We start from the raw sequence: 16,982 nt of genomic DNA, 5'->3' as shown, positions 1-16,982 counted from the left end.
CATGGGCGATGGCGATGGTGGGGGCGGGGGCGAGTCGGCCCGGCGGCCCACCATGCGGGGGCCCGGCGCGCCTCCGCGCCGCCGGTCCGCGGAGGCAGACCAGGCGCTGCTGGACCGGCTGCGCGGCATCCGGGAGCGCGGCGTGGAGCGGGAGACGGAACGGCACGTCCGGGAGCCCGAACCGGCGCCGCGAACAGCACCCCGGCGGTCCGCGCCCGCACGCCCGGATCGGGCCGCCGACGAGGGCACCACCGCCCGCGAGCAGGCCATCCTGCGCGAGCTGGAACGCGGCACCGGCCCGGTGCTCCCAGTGCCCTGGGAGTCTGCGGCCGCGCCCGAACCCCCGCCGCCGCCATTGGAGTCGATGCCGCCGGAGACCGTCACCTCCGACCCCGCGAACCCGGCGCCCCGCTCCTACGCACCCCCGCAGGCGTACTACACCCCGGCCGAACCACCGCAACCCCCGCCCCCACCGCTGCCGATGAGCCGGCGGCCGCCCCCGATGAGCCTGGCCCCGGAATACAGCTTCGAGGAGGCGATACGCATCGCCGCGGCCTGGGAGGCCGAGCGCTCCCGCGAACGCGCCCGCCGCCGCCTGGAGTTCGCCCATCGGTACGGCACCGGCGTACCGCTGATCCTCGACGGCCCCGACGGCCCGGCCTTCGTCGCCCCCGACGCTCCACGGCCGCGCGCCCCGGACGAGGTGGCCCGCGATGTGATCCTGGGCACCTGGGACCTGACCCAGGAGGGCTCCAGTGCCCTCACCGGCCTCTCGGAGGAACTGCGGGACGAGTCCCTGCAGGCGGCCGACGACATCCATCTCCTCTTCGACCCGCTGCGCGACTGGATCCGGGAGCACCGCACCGAACTGGTCCTGGCGGAGATCGTGCTGGGCGTCCCCCGCCTCGCCGACACCGCGCTGGATCTCATCGACTTCCTGCAGAACGCGCTCAGCCTGCTGATGGGCATCGGCACCGGTCTGATGCGCGCGGCGCTGGAGCTGCTGCCCGGCATCGTCTCGCTGTTGCAACTGCTCTACAACCTGTTGCAGTTGCTGCTGCTGGAGGACATCGCGCGTGCCGAGGAGGAACGCGAGCGCATCGGCGAGCACTGGGAGCCCGGAGAGCACTTCCCCTCTCCGGCGCTGCTGCCGCTAGAGCTGACGCCCGCCCGGCGTCGGCTGCTGGAGGAGCGTCGGCGCTGGGCCCGCGAGCTGCGGGATGGTGTGAGGGAGGCCCTGGACACCTGGCGGGCGGAGTACGACACGGCGGGCCCCGACCGCCGCTCGAACATGATCGGCCAGCTGATCGGCCAGGTCATCGCCGTCCTGCTGACAGCCCGGGCGGCCGGTCCCCGGGCCGTGGGCGGTGGTGGTGGCGCCGGTTCGGCGGCGGCCGCCGCCGAACGCGTCCCCGGTGCCATCGGTGCCATCGTGGAGCTCGGCGCCGACGGAACCGCCGTTACCCGGCCCACGCTCGCTCTGCCGAGCGTCTCGGAACTGGCCGACCGGCTGGGCGTAGTGCTGGAGCAGGCCGGCCCGCCACCCGCGCTGGCCGTGGGCGGAGCCGTTCTGATGAGCGCCCCACCGGGCGAGTCTCCGCCCAGTCCCGCCGCAACCGCGCGCGGCAACGGCAGCCGCTCCACCGGCGGCAGCAGCCGGGGCACCTCCGAGCGCCACCCCTTGCCGCCACGCCCGGACCGGGCCCCACGCCGCAGGCTCTCCCGGGCCGCTCGGCGGCGGCTGCAGGAACGCCTGACCGCCGTCGAGGTGGAGGCCTGGCGCCGGGTGCGGCTGCTGGAGGAACTCACTGCCGTCCGGCGGCAGATCGAGGAAACCTTCGGCGAGGCCATCCCCGACACCGCCCTCTGGCGACGGCTACGAGCCCGCGAGGCGGCGCTGCTGCGCCGGTTGGGCCGCCGCGAGCTGGGCAGTGGAACCACCGCCTCGGAGCAGCTGCGGCTGAGCACCCAGGGCCTGATCCGGACCATCCGCGAGCTGCGCCGCTCCGCGCGGGCCATGGAGTTGGACGACGCGGCGCTCCGAGCCGTGGAGGACCTGGACCTCGAGGACCATCTGGCGATCAGCACCTCTGCACACGCCAGTCGCGGCGGCCACTTCCGCGGCTACCCCGTCCGGCACGAACCCGTGCGGGGGCCGGACCTCTCCCCGCTGGACAGAACGGTGATGCGTCGCACCCGGTCCGGGGTGATCAGCAACCCGGCCGGTGCCATCGGCGAGCGCATCGGCCAGCGCACCGCCGACCCGGTGGCCCGCGCCTGGGCACGCGATCAGGCCCGGCGACTGGGCCACACTGGCGAGCCGCTGCGCGGCAGGCTGTACGCCTATCGCCGGGCCGTCCGGGACGGCGAGGAGGTGTTCGTACGCACCGAGATCGGCGATCCCGGAGCCTTTGTGGCGGCCGATGGGGACCGGCTCTCGCTGCTGGTCTACGCCGAGTCCAAGACCAGCCGCCAAGTCGCCGCTCAAGCCGTCACCGAACAGACCGAGGCCGCCCTGACCCGCGCCCACACCGCCGATTACCTGGAGTTCGTCGCCGACGACGGGCAGGTGATCGTGGTCCCGGGGGCGGGGCTGAGCAGCGGAGACCACACCATGCTGATTACCCACGGCGTCCGCGACAGCACCGTCCTGGACTTCGCCGACAACATCCCGGGCGGCCTCGGCACCCACCGCCACAACGTCATCCCCCTCACCCACGCCGAAGTCCGCGACCTCGCCTCGCACTACACCGCCGCCATCCCCGAATCCCGCGCCCTGCCCCCGCCCGCCGACTTCCAGCCGGTGCCCCAGCTTCGCCCGCCCGAGACGCTGTAGGCTCGCCTGAGTGACGGCTCCCCTGTGCGAACGCCGAAGCGTTGCCCCACTGTTCGGTGAACCAGGCAGCGAGCCAGTAGCGGACCGCGTCGACCGAGATCGTCGACTCCCAGGCCGACGCCGAATTCGCTGCCCGTACGCCGAATTCGCTGCCCGTACGCCCACCCGGAGTGGGCGGCCGGCGTGTGGTCGGCCGCGCGGGCCGCGCTGCTGTCCGCGGACAGCCGGTGAGCGCGTACGGCGGGGATCAGGGCGGCAATGACGACGAGGGCTGGCATGCCCACCAGGCAGACGACGGACGGCCACCAGCTGATACGGATGGAGGCCCTCAAGGACGTCACACCCGCACATCTCGCAGCCGCCGTACGCCTGGTCGACACCGGTGACGCAAAAGTGGGACGGACCCCCTTCTGCGACTTGCATGGTGCGAAAATCCGGGCACATGACGCCCTCACAGCCGGGCCATCTTCCCGCGGACTTCGGTCCCGGGCAGGCGTGGCCGAGGGGGCTTCGGGCGCGGCCCCGGGGTCAGTCCGCCGCGCCCGCCAGTACCGGCAGGACCGAGACGTTCCGGAACACCCCGGTGAGGAAGCCGGCCGCCGCCTCTTCGGCGGGGTTCCCCGACAGCAGGAGCAGGTCGTGGCCGCGTGCCGACAGGGCCTCGGGCAGGGCCGGTGACGTGCCGCGGTACCCGCCGGAGGCGACGACGAGGGTCGGGTCCGCCAGGGACCGCAGGCTCAGGAACCGGTCCGCGTGCTCCCCGCCCAGGTGGGGGTCGAGGACCTGCGAGGGCACGGGGGTGAAGCCGAACCGGCTCTTGAAGTTGAACAGGCCGGGCTGGACCACGTGCCCGAAGAGCGACGGGTCGTTGCCGAGCGAGGCGTGGGCCAGGCCCCGGCCGCGGGCGAACTCCAGCGCCTCGGCGTACACGGCCCGCAGCACCCGGCCCGACCGGGCGTCCGGGGCGGACGCAGAGAAGCGCATCTGGAGCACCGAGGGCTCGGGCCGGACCCGCCAGAGGGACCCGGCGACCATGGTCGGGCCCGCGTAGACGCTGACTCCGATGTGCTCCGCGGCCGCGTCCAGCAGCCGCTCCCGCCGGGCGCGCGCGAAGTTCCTCCCGCGTGGCATGCCGGCGATCTGGGCGTCGTAGACGTCCAGGAAGTCGTCCATGAGCTCCTCGGTCAGGCCCTCCTGGACCACGAGCCGCAGCGACTCGTCGAGGATGACCCGGCGCCCCAGCCGGACGTTGCGCCGCTCGGTGCCGGAGAGCGTGGCCGTGTACTCCGCCTCGGAGGACCGTACGGGGGCGCACCAGTTCACCCAGTGCGGGCGGGCCGTGAAGCCGAGTTCGGCGAGGACGTTGTCGTCGGCCTCCTCCGAGTCGGCGAGCCTGGCGATGTCCAGCGGCACGTCGGCCTCCCGCCAGGCCCGGCGTTCGGCCTCGGCCCGGTCCAGCGTCGCGATGACCAGTCCGTCCTGCTCAGCGATCTCCACTGAGGGCTCCTTCCCGAGGGGTCGCGACCGCGATCCGCCCCGCCTGGCGTGTGTACACGGCCCAGATGGCGATCGAGACCACCCAGATGCACAGCGAGGGCAGCCAGAAGCGGAAGCCCTCGAAGCGGCTCGCCCAGGCGTAGAGGAAGCCCGACAGGGGCGTGGCCCCGGTGATGAACATCCGGATGGTCGCGTTGGCCCGGCCGGCGATCTCGACCGGGATCGTCTCCTGCCGGTAGGTGATGGAGGCGACGTTGCTCACGGCGACGGCGAAGCACTCGATCATGAACCCGGCCAGTTTCACCGGCACGTTGGGGACCGAGACGAGTGCGAGTCCGGCGAACGCGATCAACTGGCAGGCCAGGATCCGGCGTTCGGGGCCCGCTGCGGGCAGGATGGCCGGCGCCAGCCGGCTGGCCACCGCGCCCATGAGCAACCCGACCGCGAGGACGCCCGAGATGACGGTGGTGTTCATGTCCCGCTGCCCGAACTCGGTGATCAGGGCCGGTTCGAGCTGGCCGATGGCCAGGTTGGTCATCGACATGGTCACCACGAGCCAGAGGATCTCCCGCTTGCCGACCCAGCGGAACCCGATCGCGAGATCGCGGCGGAGGTCCATCTTCCCGTGGTCCGACGGGACCTTCGGCAACAGCAGGGCCGTCGCCCCGGCGAGCAGGTACAGCCCCGCGATGCACAGGGCCGCCGGGATTGCGCCCAGCGCGGAGAACGCCGCCCCGCCCAGGACCAGGCCGATGACCTTCGAGAACTCGATCGTCGAGTTCAGTTTGGCCACCGCCACGGGCCGGCCTGGCTCACTGATCAGCCGGGGGATCAGGACGAACTGGCCGGTGATGGTGCTCGCGACTCCGCCGATGCCGGAGAGCAGCAGCAGGCCGGCCACCGCCACCTGATCGGACAGCAGACCGGCCAGCAGCACCAGGCACGCGGCCTGCTGCAGCTGGGACAGCACGTAGATCGCCCGCTTGTCGTAGCGGTCGATGAGCGCGCCGAGGAAGGGGGATCCGACATACATCACGCCGCGCATGGCGAACGAGACGAGCGACATGGCGACCGAGTCCGTCGCGCCGAGCACGGCCAGCGGGATGACGATGCCCAGCTGCCAGTCGGCGACCTTGGACAGCATGGTCGAGCCGAGCAGGGCGCGCAGCACCCGCCGGTCCGACGCGGCGGTGCCGTCCGTCATCGGGCGTCCACTCCGCCGCCGGCCGGCGCGGACAGCCGCGCGGCCAGCGCCGGGTGGGCGCACAGCGCGTCCAGGCCGCGCCGGGTGTTCGCCTCGACTCCGGCGTCGTCAACCTGGTGCACGATCCAGCCCGAGGTGTCCGCGTACTCCCGGAACAGGGCGGCCGTCTCGTCCTGCATGCGGCTGAACGACTCCTCGCTCCGCTCACCCGCCACGCCGTAGTCCTCCAGCGCTCCGACCGCGCCGTTCTGAGCGGTGCGCCACCGGTAGGCGTACGCAGACGGGCCGTCCACCAGGATGCCCACGTCCGGCTTCAGCAGCCCGGAACCGAAGACGAGGTCGAGCATGCCCCGCAGCGCGCGAGCCAGCTCGCCGACCGGGGCCGCCGCCGGGTCGCCCTGTCCCTCGGCGGCCAGCCGTTCGGCCACCGCGAGTTCCTTCAGGACGTGCTTGAGGGGGAAGGACTCCTGGACGACGACCGCACCCCGGGCGAGCGCCGGGCGGGTGACCTCCGCCGCCAGCAGGACGTTGCCGGCGATCTCCACGAACGCCGCGGCCAAGGCGCCCGAGGCCCTGTTCCGCATGACCGGCTCGGCGGCCAGGCGGCGCTCCCAGTCCTTGTCGCGCCACTCGTCGTAGCCGCGCGGGATGTCCAGCGGGCGGTCGTCGCGCAGCCCTGCGCCGTACAGGGTGCGGAAGGACTCCAGCCACAGCTGCTGGAGGGGTACGGCCGGCCAGGGCGCGGCGGTCTCCTCCAGCGCGGCGCGCCAGCTGACGGTCACGACTTCCTGGCCCGCCTCCCGCAGGCGCTCCTCGAAGGCACGGCACAGCGTGCTCTTGCCGATGCCGTCGATGCCGAGGAAGGCAACGGTCAATCCCTGCTGCATGTTCTGCTCTCCTGGTGTTCCACTGGGGGGGGGTCGGTGTGCTCCGGGTGGGGGCGGCTCAGCACTCGTCGTTCAGCCGCTGGGTGATCTCCTCCACGTAGCAGCGCAGTCCGTCGACGCGGGAGGCCTCCAGCGCCTTGCGGACCAGGCGCGCCGCCGCGGGCCGGTCGGTGCCGTCGGCCAGGGCCTGGGCGAGGATGAGTTCGTAGGTGACGGGCCGCTGCGGGTCCACCGACCACGCGTACGAGACCCCCTCGGTGTCCGCCAGCTCGAAGTGGTCGAGCTGGCCGACCTCCGGGAAGTCGGCCAGCTCCTGGGGGTGCGTGAAGAGGCGGGCCTCCAGGCAGTGCCGGGCGCGGTCCACGCGGACGTCGTCCGGGGAGATGTGCTCGCCGCGGGCGATGCGCAGCTGGAGTCCGACCAGGTCGACGCCGGTCTGCCGCTCGGACATCTGGTACGCCAGCGGCAGCCGCCCGTTGACCTCCAGGAAGTAGTAGCGGTCCGGGCCGACGATGAACTCCACCGTCATCACGTTGCGCAGGCCGAACGCCTCCGCCACCCGGGCCGCGTCCGCGCGAAGCGCCGCCAGGGTGTCGGCGCCGACGCCCTGGACGGGAGAGGCCTCCAGGAGCTTGAGCCCGTCCGCGACCAGCAGGCTCTCCCGCTCGCCCAGCGGGATCACGGTGCCGTGGTGGTCCACGGCGAGGGTCACACCGATGACCCGGTTCACGGTCAGGTACTTCTCGATGTACCAGGACGTGTCCGCCCCGCCTGCCACGAGGGCGCGTTCGACGTCCTCGGCCGAGCGAGCGATGCAAACCTCCTGGCCGCCGTAGCCGTATTCCGGCTTGAGCACGGCGGGCAGGCCGACCTCCCGGACCCGGGCCAGGACCTCGTCGCGGCCGCGGGCCGAGGCGTGCGGGAGGACGGGCACACCGATGCGGTGCGCGGCCTCCACCGCCGCCGCCTTGCTGCCCGCCAGGCGCAGGGCCGCGGCCGAGGGGCCCACGAAGGTCACGCCCAGGGCCTCCAGGCCGGCGACGAAGTCGGCGTTCTCGGCGAGCGACCCGTATCCGGGGTACACGCAGTCGACGCCGCTGCGCCGTACCGCGTAGAGCACCCGCTCGGCGCTGTCGTAGGTGTCGGGCAGGCCGTACCCCTCGACGAGGACGGTGTGGTGGGCCCACGCCGCGTGGGTGTCCTGGGTGTCCGTCGCGGCGCACAGCGCGGTCGTCTCCAGGCCCAGCGATCGGCAGGTCCGTGCGGCGCGCACCGCGATGGCAGCGCGGTTGGCGATGAGTATGTGCTGCATGTGATCTCCTGGCCGGACGGGCCGCCCGGCGGTCTGGGTCAAGGGGAAAGCCGTTCCATCCACTGCTCGGTCGCCCGGGCGACGCGCCGGATCCGTTCCTCGTCGTGCACGTCGGAGCTGAACTGCCAGGACAGCTCCAGGCCTGCCGGGACGTACTGCGCGTAGAGCTTCACCGCGTAGGGCTGGGTGCGGTCCGTGGTCATCTCGGTGCCCACCGCCCCGGCGCGGGCCCGGAACGGTCCGCTCGGGCCAAGGCCGTTCATGCGGTGACCGAGGAAGTTGAGGTAGACGTCCGGCTCGGGCAGGACGCAGAGCCGGTGGCGGACGGCGGGGTCGTCGTGCAGGTGGCGCAGCGCGCCCCAGGTCTGCTCCATGTCGCGGATCTCGCCGATCTGCCGGCGCAGCGCTGCGGCTACGGTGGCGTCCGCTTCCGGGCCGTTCTGCCCGCTCCGACCGCTGTGCTCGGGCAGTGCCAGCACGTAGGGGGCGATGCTGTTGAGCCATCCGACGGTGTCGGGGAAGCCGGGTCCGCCGGTCGGGTCGGTGCGGCCGTGCCGGCACACGTCGACGGCCGTGGCGCGGGCATCGGTCTCCGCGGTGACGGCCATCACCAGCGCGAGGACGAGCAGTTCCTCTTGCTCGGCCGGGCCGGCCCCGGCGGCCGGGGCCACCGTGGTGGCGAAGGACCTGATGTGGCGCAGGTGCATGCTGCCGGTGGGCCGGTCGGCTGGCAGCGGGCGCAGGGCGTCCCAGGGCAGCGCCTCCCAGCGGCGCAGGAAGTGCCGGTCCAGTGGGCCGTTGGCGAAGCGGCGCAGGGTGCCGGCGTGCGCGGCCCAGGACACGGCCGCCGGGAGCCCGGAGGTGCGGCCCGCGGCCACCTGGTCGTACAGCGTCCCGAGGTCGCGGGTGAGGATCTTGCGGGACATGCCGTCGGTGACCAGGTGGTGGAAGACCAGCAGCAGTCGGTGGCCGCGGCGGCCGGCGAACACGGCGGCCCGCCAGACGGGGCCCTCGCGCAGGCTGAGGGAACGCTGCAGGCGGTCGGCCTCCGCCAGGAACGCCTCGTCTTCCTCCGCCTCGGTGCCCGGCGGCAGCTCGTGCCAGGACAGCGGTACCGGCGGCGCGGGGTCCGTGACGGCCTCGGGCGCGTCCGCGGGCCCGGTCAGGCGCAGCCGCAGCGCCGGGTGGCGGTCGGCCAGCAGGCCCAGGGCGGTGCCCAGGGTCGCCCGGTCGACGGTGCCGTCCGCGTCGAGGAGGACGGAGACGTTGTAGTGGTCGGACTCCCGGTATCCCCAGTCCAGAAAGCGGTGCTGGGCCGGTGACAAGGCCGGCGGCAGGTCGGCGGCGGGTGCCGGGTCGGCGGGCGCGGCGGCGCGTCGCTCCGCGGCGAGCGCCACCAGTTCGCCGAGCGTGGCGGTGCCGTAGAGGTCGGCGGGGCGGATGGGGATGCCGCCCTGGCGGGCCCGGACGACGACCTCCATGGCGCTGAGGCTGTCACCGCCGATGTCGAAGAAGTTGTCGGTGTCCTCAACCGTCGCCGCGCCCAGGACGTCGCGCCAGATGCCGGCCAGTTCCGGGCTCTCGGCGGCCGCGGGGCCGCCGAGTTCGCGCAGCGCCCGGTGGTCAGTCTTGCCGTTCGGGCTCAGCGGGATCTCGTCGAGGGCGACGAACCGGGAGGGCAGGGCGTAGGCGGGCAGCGACCGGGCGAGGTGCGCGCGCAGGCTGGCGGTGTCAGTGCCCTCGGCGAGGACGACGTAGGCGACCAGGCGCAGGGAGTGGTGGGCCCGCTCCGCCACCACGGCGGCGGCGCGGACCCCGTCGTGGCCGCGGAGCCGCTCCTCCACCTCGCCGAGCTCGACCCGGTGGCCGCGGATCTTGACCTGGTCGTCGTTGCGGCCCTCGTAGGCGATCCGCCCGTCGGGTCGGCGCCTGGCCAGGTCGCCGGTGCGGTAGAGGCGGCCGCCGGGGCGGAACGGGTCGGCGATGAAACGCTGTTCGGTCAGGTCGGGCCGGTCGAGGTAGCCGGCGGCCAGGCCGTGGCCACCGATGTGGATCTCGCCGGTCTCGCCGTCGGCGCAGCGCTCGCCGCCCCGCAGGATCTCCACGACCGTGTTGCCCACGGGCCGGCCGAGGGTGATGTCACCTGCCGCGTCGGCGCCGACCCGCTCGCAGAGGGAGTAGACCGAGGTCTCGGTGGGCCCGTAGATGTTCCACAGTGCGCCCGCACCGGCCAGCGCGGCGGCTAGCGAGCCGGTCAGGGCCTCCCCGCCCGAGACGATCGACAGCCGGCTCCCGGGCCGCCAGCCCGAGGCCGTCAGGGCCGCGAACATGGAGGGCGTGCCCATGACGAAGGTGGCGCCGCTGGCGGTCAGCGCCGCGTCCAGCAGCTCCGGGTCCCGGGCCACGGCGCGGTCGACCAGGTGTACGGCGCCGCCGGCGACCAGCGGCAGCAGGATCTCCAGCTGGGCGAAGTCGAAGGACACCGGGGCCAGGGCGAGCACCGCGTCGTCCGCGCCGAAGCCGAACTCGGCGAGGCTGTGCCGGAGGATGTTGGCGATGCCCCGGTGCGGCAGCACGGCGCCCTTGGGCGTACCGGTGGAACCCGAGGTGTAGATGACGAACGCGGCGTCGTCCGGAGTCACGGCTGCCGGGCGCCGGGCGGCGGGGGCCGCACCGCTCCCCGCCGGCTCCCCGTCCACGCACACCAGCCGCTGGTCCGTCCCGTGCGGGGGCACGTTCAGCCCGAGCCGGGTGAGCAGCGCCGCGGGCCGGGCGTCGTCGATCATGAACGACAGCCGGCCCTCCGGGTACTCCGGGTCGAGCGGCAGGTAGGAGCCGCCGCTCAGGAGGACGGCGAGCATGCCGGCCACCAGGTCCCGGGACCTGTCGAGGTGGATGCCGACCCGGTCGCCGGCCCGGACCCCCGCCGCCCGCAGCCGTTCGCCCAGTTCCTCGGCGCGGGCCAGCAGTTCGGCGTACGTGCAGGGGCCGTCGGCGTCCCGCACCGCGACGCGTCCGGGAGCGCGCAGCGCCTGGGACCGCACCAGCTCGTGCACCAACTCCGGCGCTGCCAAGCCGGGTTCCGGCTCTGCCGGCCCCGGCGCACCGCCCGCGGCGACCCCGAACGCCTGCTTGTACATGGTCAGTTCCGCCTCGATGCATTCGATGATGGTGGCACCGCGCTTGAATCCGTGCCGCTCGCCCTCGAACACCACGTGCCGGTGGGGCGCCGCCCCTGGCCGTACGCCCGCCAGGAAGCGCTCGGCCTGCGACGGCGGGCAGATCGGGTCCGCGCTGCCCTGGAAGAGCAGGAAGGGCGCCTCGACCCGGTCGGCGGAGTGCGCCGGGGAGCGGACCAGGTACCGTTCCCGGGCCTGCGGCCACGGGCCGATGAGCGTGTCGAGGTAGAAGGCCTCGAAGCCGCCGTTCTGGGACTCCCGCCAGGACACCGGGTCCAAGACGGGGTAGTACAGGGCGGCGCAGCAGTACGTGTCCGTGGCGGTCAGGGAGACCGCCGCGGTCCAACCGCCCGCACTCGCGCCGCGGATGGCCAGCCGCGCTGGGTCGGCGGTGCCCTCGGCGGCGAGCCCGCGGGCGACCGCCGCGCAGTCCGCCACGTCGGTGACGCCCCACGCGTGTCGCAGCCGTTCGCGGTACTGCCGGCCGTAGCCGGTGGAGCCGCCGTAGTTGACCCCGACGACACCGATGCCGCGGCTGGTGAAGTAGGCGACCTGAAGGTCGTAGGCCATGGGGAAGCGGCTGGTGGGACCACTGTGGGCGAACACGACGTACGGGGGGATCTCGCCGGCCGGCCCTTCAACGTCGGGGTGGCGCGGCGGGAAGACCACGGCGTGGACCTCGCGGCCGTCCGGTCCCTCGAACGACCTGGCCTCGGGCCGGGGCAGAAGCTCCGGGTCGGCCGTGGCCCGGGGCACCGACAGGGTGGCGTAGGTGCCGGCGCGGGTGTCGAAGCACACGGTCGTGAAGTCGGCCACCGCGCTGGCGCCGATGGCGACCAGCCGGCGGCCATGGCTGGCCAGCAGCGGCTCCCACTCCGTGAACGGACAGGGCAGTGCGCACAGTTCGCCGGTGGCTGGGTCGAGGATCGAGAGGGTCAACGCGTGCGTACCGTGCAGGACGGCCAGCAGCCCGCCCTCCAGCGATGCGCACCAGGTCAGGCCCAGCTTGGTCAGCGCCCCGCCGAACTCCTCTTGGCGCGGGCACACGTTGACGGGCACGCCGCCGTCGAGCGGCACGCGGTGGACGTTCCACCAGCCCGGCCGGTCCGTCAGGGCGTACAGCGCGCCGTCGTCCGTCCAGACCACCTGCGCCACCGACTCTGGCGTATCCTGCGTGCGGGCCGTGTCTGCCGTATCCGCTGCCGTGTCCGCTCTGCCTGCTCTATCTGCTCTGTCCGTGGGGCGCGGCGCAACGCCGTCGAGCACGGCCAGCGTGCCGTCGGGGCTGACGGCCGCCACCCGGACCCGGCTGGCGTCCCACGGCATGTCCGGGTGATCCCAGGCGATCCAGGCGACGTGCCGGCCGTCGGGGGACACCTGGGGGCCGGTCAGGAAATCGTGCCCGCCGGCCAGCGGGCGGATCGCGGCGGCGTCCTCGGAGGCGGAGCCGTCCAGCGGCACCGCCACCAGGTCGCGCCGCGGCACCCCGTCGGGCCCAGTGGTCTCGCGTACGCACCACACCTCCCCCGCCGAACACGCGGCGACGGTGCGCGGCGCCAGGACCGGGTCGGCGAAGCACTGGCTGAGGGAGACTCCTGAGACGGGCGTGAGGGGCTGCGGAACCGCGCCGGCTGCTTCGGGTTCGAACCGGTAGAGGCGCTGGTCCTCGGCCCGGACGAAGACGACCAGGGGGCCGTCCGCCGTCTGCTTCCCGGCCCAGGCCCGGCCGCCGTACTCCATCACCCTGCTGCGCACGTTCCAGGGCGCAGGCAGGACGCTGCGCGCCTCGGCCGCGTCGGCGGTGCGCCGCATGAGTGTCGTACGGCCACCCTCGTGGGGCAGCCGCTCCGACCACCAGATCTCGTCGCCGACGAAGCCCGGCCAGTTGGGGTGGCTGTCCGTGGCGCTGACGTCCTCGGCCGAAATGGGGGAGTTCCACGTCCCATAGGGAGCTGCCTTCTTCACGCCCGTCTCCTCATGAATCAGTGGATCTCGCGCAGGGCCCGCAGTACCAGCGCGCCGTCGAGGCGCACGGGGTTGTTGTCGGCCCGTGCCGTCGACCCCAGGCCCGCCTCGACCTGCTCCGGGAGGTCCTCGGCGGATACCCCGTAGTCGGACAGCCGCGGGGACCAGCCCAGGTCCGACAGCAGTCGGCCGAGCCGCTCCGGCACCCCTCGCGGCTCGACGCCCCAGGCGGCGGCCACGGCCTCCAGCTGGGCGTGGACGTGGGCCGCCCCGCGCTCGTCGTCGCCGTGCGTCCCGGCTCGCTCGAGGTTGTAGCCGTACAGCCACTGGAGGTTGAGCAGGCAGGCGACCCCGTGCGGGACGCCGTATCGGCGGGTGAGCCGGTACGCGAAGGCGTGCGCGGCCGTGGTGCGGGTGATGTTGATCGCCCGACCCGCGGCTAGTGAGCAGCGGGCGAGCTCCTCGCGCACCGGCGCCGACGTGTCCTTCAGCCCGTCGCCGAGCGGCCCTGCCAGGCCGCGCAGCGCGTCGAGCGCGTGGGCCCGGGAGCCCGGATCCGACCTCCGGGCCCACAGCGACTCGACGGCGTGGCAGAGGGCGTCCATCGCACAGCTGGTCAGGACGTCCGCCGGGCAGCTGGCGGTGAGCTCCGGATCGATCACGGACCGCGTGGCGGCGGCCAGGGGGTGGTCGAAGGAGTACTTGCGCTCTCCGTCGAAGACGGTGGCGAACCGCGTGACCTCGCTGCCCGTACCGCTGGTGGTGGGCACCAGCAGGAGCCCGCCCACGTCGGTGGCGACGGGGCCCTCGCCGCCCGTGAGGCAGGCGAGGGCCGCGTCGCGCCCGGCGGGCAGCCCGCGCACCAGTTTGGCCACGTCCATGGCGCTGCCGCCGCCCAGACCCACGACGAGGTCGGGCCGCCAGCTGTCGCGCAGGGCGCAGCCGGCGAGTACGTCCGCCAGGTCGGGGTTCGGCCGGAAGTCCGCGAAGAGCCGATGGCTGGGGGCGTCCAGCCAGTGCTCGAACCCGGTCCGCGCCAGTCCGCTCTCGGTGGCCACGACCAGCACCCGGCGGGCGCCGGACTGCTCGATCAGCGCGTCCAGTTCGCGGACCGCGCCAGCCCCGAAGGTCACCGGAACGGTGTCGTCCCCGCGCGTGTCAGGCGTCAAGGGAGGGCTCCTGGACACCCAGCCGGCCCGCGAAACCGTCCCGGATGTCCCGGGTGGTCATCGCCGCCGTCGCGCGGGAGAAGGACGTGCCAGTGCCGGCCACGTGGACGTGCAGCAGGTGCGGGCCGGTCTCGCGGAGCGCGGTGGCCAGGCCGTCCACGACCTCGTCGAGGGTACGGCAGGTCCGCGCCGTGGCGTAGCCCGAGCCGAAGGCGACCGCCGCGAAGTCGGTGACGTGGGACGTGGTGGCCTGGCCGCCGGTCGACTCGTACGTGCCGTTGTCGAACACGAGGTGGACGAGGTTGGCGGGGGCCGAGGCACCCACGGACGACATGGTGCCCATGTGCATGATGGCCGCGCCGTCGCCGTCGAGGACGACCACGGGCTTTTCGGGGGTGCGCAGGGCCACCCCGAGGCCGAACGCGGCCGCGTGGCCCATCGAACCCTGCATGTAGAAGTGCTCCTTGGAGCCGGTGGCACCGAAGAGCTCCCGGGAGGTGTAGCCAGTCGTCGAGATGACGGCGGCCTCGGCGACCACGGGTTCGATCGCCCTGAGCACCTCCAGGCGGCTGAGGCCGCCGCCCGGGTCCGCGACCGGGGTCTCGTGCTTGGCGATGGCGCCCTTCTCGGTGAGCACGAACACAGTCCGGCGCTCGGCCATCTCCGCCACGGCGCGGTCGAGCGCCGCGCCGAACGCCCGCGCGTCCGCGGTGGCCGGCACGGTCACGTGCGCGATGCCCACGGCGTCCAGGAGCTGGTGCGTGGCGGTGCCCATCACGGCGTGCTGCGGTTCGTCCTTGGTGGGGTCCGGCCAGCCGCGCAGGCTCATGAACACCAGGACGGGGATCTCGTAGGTCTGCGCCAGCGAAGTCAGCGGGTTGATGAGGTTGCCGAGCCCCGAGTTCTGGGCGATGACCGCCGAGCGGTGCCCGGCGACCGTGGCGCCGGCGGCGGCGGCCAGCGCAGCGCCCTCGTTGGACGCGGCGAGGTACAGCCCGTCGCGCGTCAGCTGGTCGATGGGGCCGCTGAAGAACGAGCACGGCACACCGGCCACGAAGTCGAAGCCGCGGTCCTTGAGGGCCGCGCAGAATTCGTCGTTGGAGATCATTTCTCGAGCGCCAGCCAATCGCCGAGGTTCTGCAGGGCGAAGACGTCCGAGACGGGCGCGATCTCGTCCTCGACGCCCAGGGAACTGCCCTCGGCGACGATGGCCGTGAACGTGTCCCGCAGGGCCTGGACCGTAGCCCGCAGGCCCTGGTTGGCGTAGATCACCATGGAGACGCCGTGCTTCTCGGCCTCGGCCGCGCTCCACTGCGGGTAGGTGGTCGGCACGATGACGACGGGCCGGCGGCCGTCCCAGGCCTCGAGGAACGCGACGATCTCGCCCTCGTCGCGCTTCTTGGAGTGGATCAGGATGGCGTCCGCGCCGGCGTCCGCGTAGGCGTTGCACCGGGTCAGGGCCTCGTCGACGCCCATCTGGTTGATGAGTGCCTCGCAGCGAGCGATGAGGAAGAAGTCCTCGGTGCGCTGGGCTGACTTGGCGGTCTCGATCTTGCTGACGAAGTCCGGGATCGGCAGCAGGGTCTGCGCCGCGGAGGCGAAGCTGTTGACCTTGGGGTAGAGCTTGTCCTCCATGGCCACCGCGGTGATGCCGGCGGCCTCGTACTCGTGGACCATGTGCGCCACGTTGAGGTTGTTGCCGTAGCCGGTGTCCACGTCGGCGACGACGGGGATGTCGACCGCCTTCTGCATGTTGGCCGCGGCGGCGAGGTACTCGGTCATGGTCAGGACGCTGGCGTCGGGCAGGCAGCGGGAGGCGGAGACCTCCAGGCTCGACGCCCATACCGCCTGGAAGCCGGCCTGCTGGGCGAGCGTGGAGCCGAGGGCGTCGTGGGCACCGGCGGCGCGGACGAGTTCGCCACGGGCCATCAGTTCGCGGAACGACGTACGATGAGCGGGCAACGCTACTCCTTCTGGGCATGCCGGGGACGCCGAAGGGCGCCGTGCGGTCCCGGCGGGCAGGGAAGTACCGCGCGGCGCGCACAGCGCGGCCGGGCGGGAAAGGCTCGTGCGGGGTGATCCGGTGGGTCAGGAGTCCTGGGCGGCGATCCAGGTGCGCAGCATCAGCCGCTGGTGACCGCCGTCGAGGTCGCGGAACTCCACCCTGCCGTGCAGGGTCCACCGGTTGTCGATGAAGATCATCTCGCCCTCCTGGAGCCGGCCCTGGGACCGCAGCTCGGGCGAGTCGAGCAGGGCATCCAGCGTGTCGAGCGCGTGGACCTGCTCGGGCGTCAGCGGCTGGATTCCGGGCTGACGGTGGCCGATGTCGATGTACTCCCGCAGGTAGTGCACGCGGTCGCTGCCGTTACGGGAGTCCAGGACCGGCCGGAGGACCGTCCGCGGGACGCCGGGAGTGTCGTCCCGGGTGTCGAAGTGGACGGGGGTGCGCAGGGTTTCGAGGACGTCGGGCCGCGACGCGAGCCGCTCGACGATGTCGGCCAGCCGGACGAGTACGAGGTCGCCTCCGACGGCGGCCTGGTGGACGCAGCTGAGGGCGAAGTAGTCGGGTACCGGACCGGGGCGGTGGGGGGAGTCGGTGTGCAGGTTCCCGCCGGTCCGGGAGTCGGAGTAGCGGCCGGTCGATCCCTCGCCCAACTCCACGCCACGGTAGCGGACTTCGCGCAGCAGGGTGCCGGCGCCGTCCTGCGGTAGCAGCTCGCCCAGGGCCGCGGAGGCGGCGAGGGCGAAGGCGCGGTGGCCTTCGAGGTCGAGATGCCCCAGTCCGGTGAGCACGAAGTAGCCGGGGTCACCGTCCAGACAGCGTTCGGCGTGCGGCCGCAGTTCGGCGGCGAGTACGTCGTGGGGGGCGTCCCGGGTCAGTTCCGGCGGGACGGGAAAGCTGACCGCGTCGAACACGTTGTGCCTTGCCATGA

The 16,982-nt window shown here is 73.3% G+C and carries 10 protein-coding genes; 1 reads left to right on the top strand and 9 read right to left on the bottom strand.

Annotated features, from left to right (window positions below; translation table 11 throughout):
* The first annotated feature begins 1 nt into the window (after position 1).
* Positions 2 to 2,836: a hypothetical protein gene (locus ACFWI9_RS01755; RefSeq protein WP_387158262.1), complete on the top strand. Its 2,835-nt coding sequence runs from the start codon at positions 2 to 4 to the stop codon at positions 2,834 to 2,836.
* A gap of 528 nt (positions 2,837 to 3,364) precedes the next feature.
* On the opposite strand, the gene ACFWI9_RS01750 is transcribed toward ACFWI9_RS01755, so the two are convergent.
* From ACFWI9_RS01750 to ACFWI9_RS01710, 9 genes are all read right to left on the bottom strand, one after another.
* Positions 3,365 to 4,333 (bottom strand): hypothetical protein, encoded by a 969-nt coding sequence (locus ACFWI9_RS01750; protein WP_387158260.1) that lies wholly within the window; start codon positions 4,331 to 4,333, stop codon positions 3,365 to 3,367.
* Positions 4,320 to 5,537: an MFS transporter gene (locus ACFWI9_RS01745; protein ID WP_387158258.1), complete on the bottom strand. Its 1,218-nt coding sequence runs from the start codon at positions 5,535 to 5,537 to the stop codon at positions 4,320 to 4,322. Before ACFWI9_RS01745 ends, ACFWI9_RS01750 begins: the two co-directional genes overlap by 14 nt.
* Positions 5,534 to 6,424, bottom strand: coding sequence for a hypothetical protein (locus ACFWI9_RS01740; RefSeq protein ID WP_387158256.1), 891 nt, complete (start codon positions 6,422 to 6,424; stop codon positions 5,534 to 5,536). The genes ACFWI9_RS01745 and ACFWI9_RS01740 overlap by 4 nt, the downstream gene beginning before the upstream one ends.
* 58 nt (positions 6,425 to 6,482) lie before the next feature.
* A complete protein-coding gene (locus ACFWI9_RS01735; protein ID WP_387158254.1) occupies positions 6,483 to 7,736 on the bottom strand; it encodes a biotin carboxylase N-terminal domain-containing protein in 1,254 nt (417 codons plus the stop codon).
* A gap of 38 nt (positions 7,737 to 7,774) precedes the next feature.
* The gene (locus tag ACFWI9_RS01730) at positions 7,775 to 12,880 is read right to left on the bottom strand and encodes an amino acid adenylation domain-containing protein (protein WP_387158252.1); all 5,106 of its coding nucleotides are present in this window, start codon (positions 12,878 to 12,880) and stop codon (positions 7,775 to 7,777) included.
* 17 nt (positions 12,881 to 12,897) lie between these two features.
* Complete coding sequence (locus ACFWI9_RS01725; RefSeq protein ID WP_387158250.1) at positions 12,898 to 14,049, bottom strand: phosphonoacetaldehyde reductase; 1,152 nt, start codon at positions 14,047 to 14,049, stop codon at positions 12,898 to 12,900.
* A complete protein-coding gene (gene aepY / locus ACFWI9_RS01720) occupies positions 14,039 to 15,157 on the bottom strand; it encodes a phosphonopyruvate decarboxylase (protein WP_387158248.1) in 1,119 nt (372 codons plus the stop codon). The genes ACFWI9_RS01725 and aepY overlap by 11 nt, the downstream gene beginning before the upstream one ends.
* Entirely contained in the window at positions 15,154 to 16,011 is an 858-nt protein-coding gene (locus ACFWI9_RS01715; RefSeq protein ID WP_387158246.1) for an isocitrate lyase/phosphoenolpyruvate mutase family protein, read from the bottom strand. Before ACFWI9_RS01715 ends, aepY begins: the two co-directional genes overlap by 4 nt.
* A 126-nt stretch (positions 16,012 to 16,137) precedes the next feature.
* On the bottom strand, positions 16,138 to 16,980 hold the full coding sequence (locus tag ACFWI9_RS01710) for a TauD/TfdA family dioxygenase (protein WP_387158244.1): 843 nt from the start codon (positions 16,978 to 16,980) through the stop codon (positions 16,138 to 16,140).
* Positions 16,981 to 16,982 lie beyond the last annotated feature (2 nt).

Origin of the sequence: Streptomyces sp. NPDC127084 (assembly GCF_042724175.1) — a bacterium.
GTDB lineage: Bacteria > Actinomycetota > Actinomycetes > Streptomycetales > Streptomycetaceae > Streptomyces.
The sequence above is the reverse complement of the archived record's forward strand: the minus strand, read 5'-3'. Positions and strand labels throughout refer to the sequence as shown.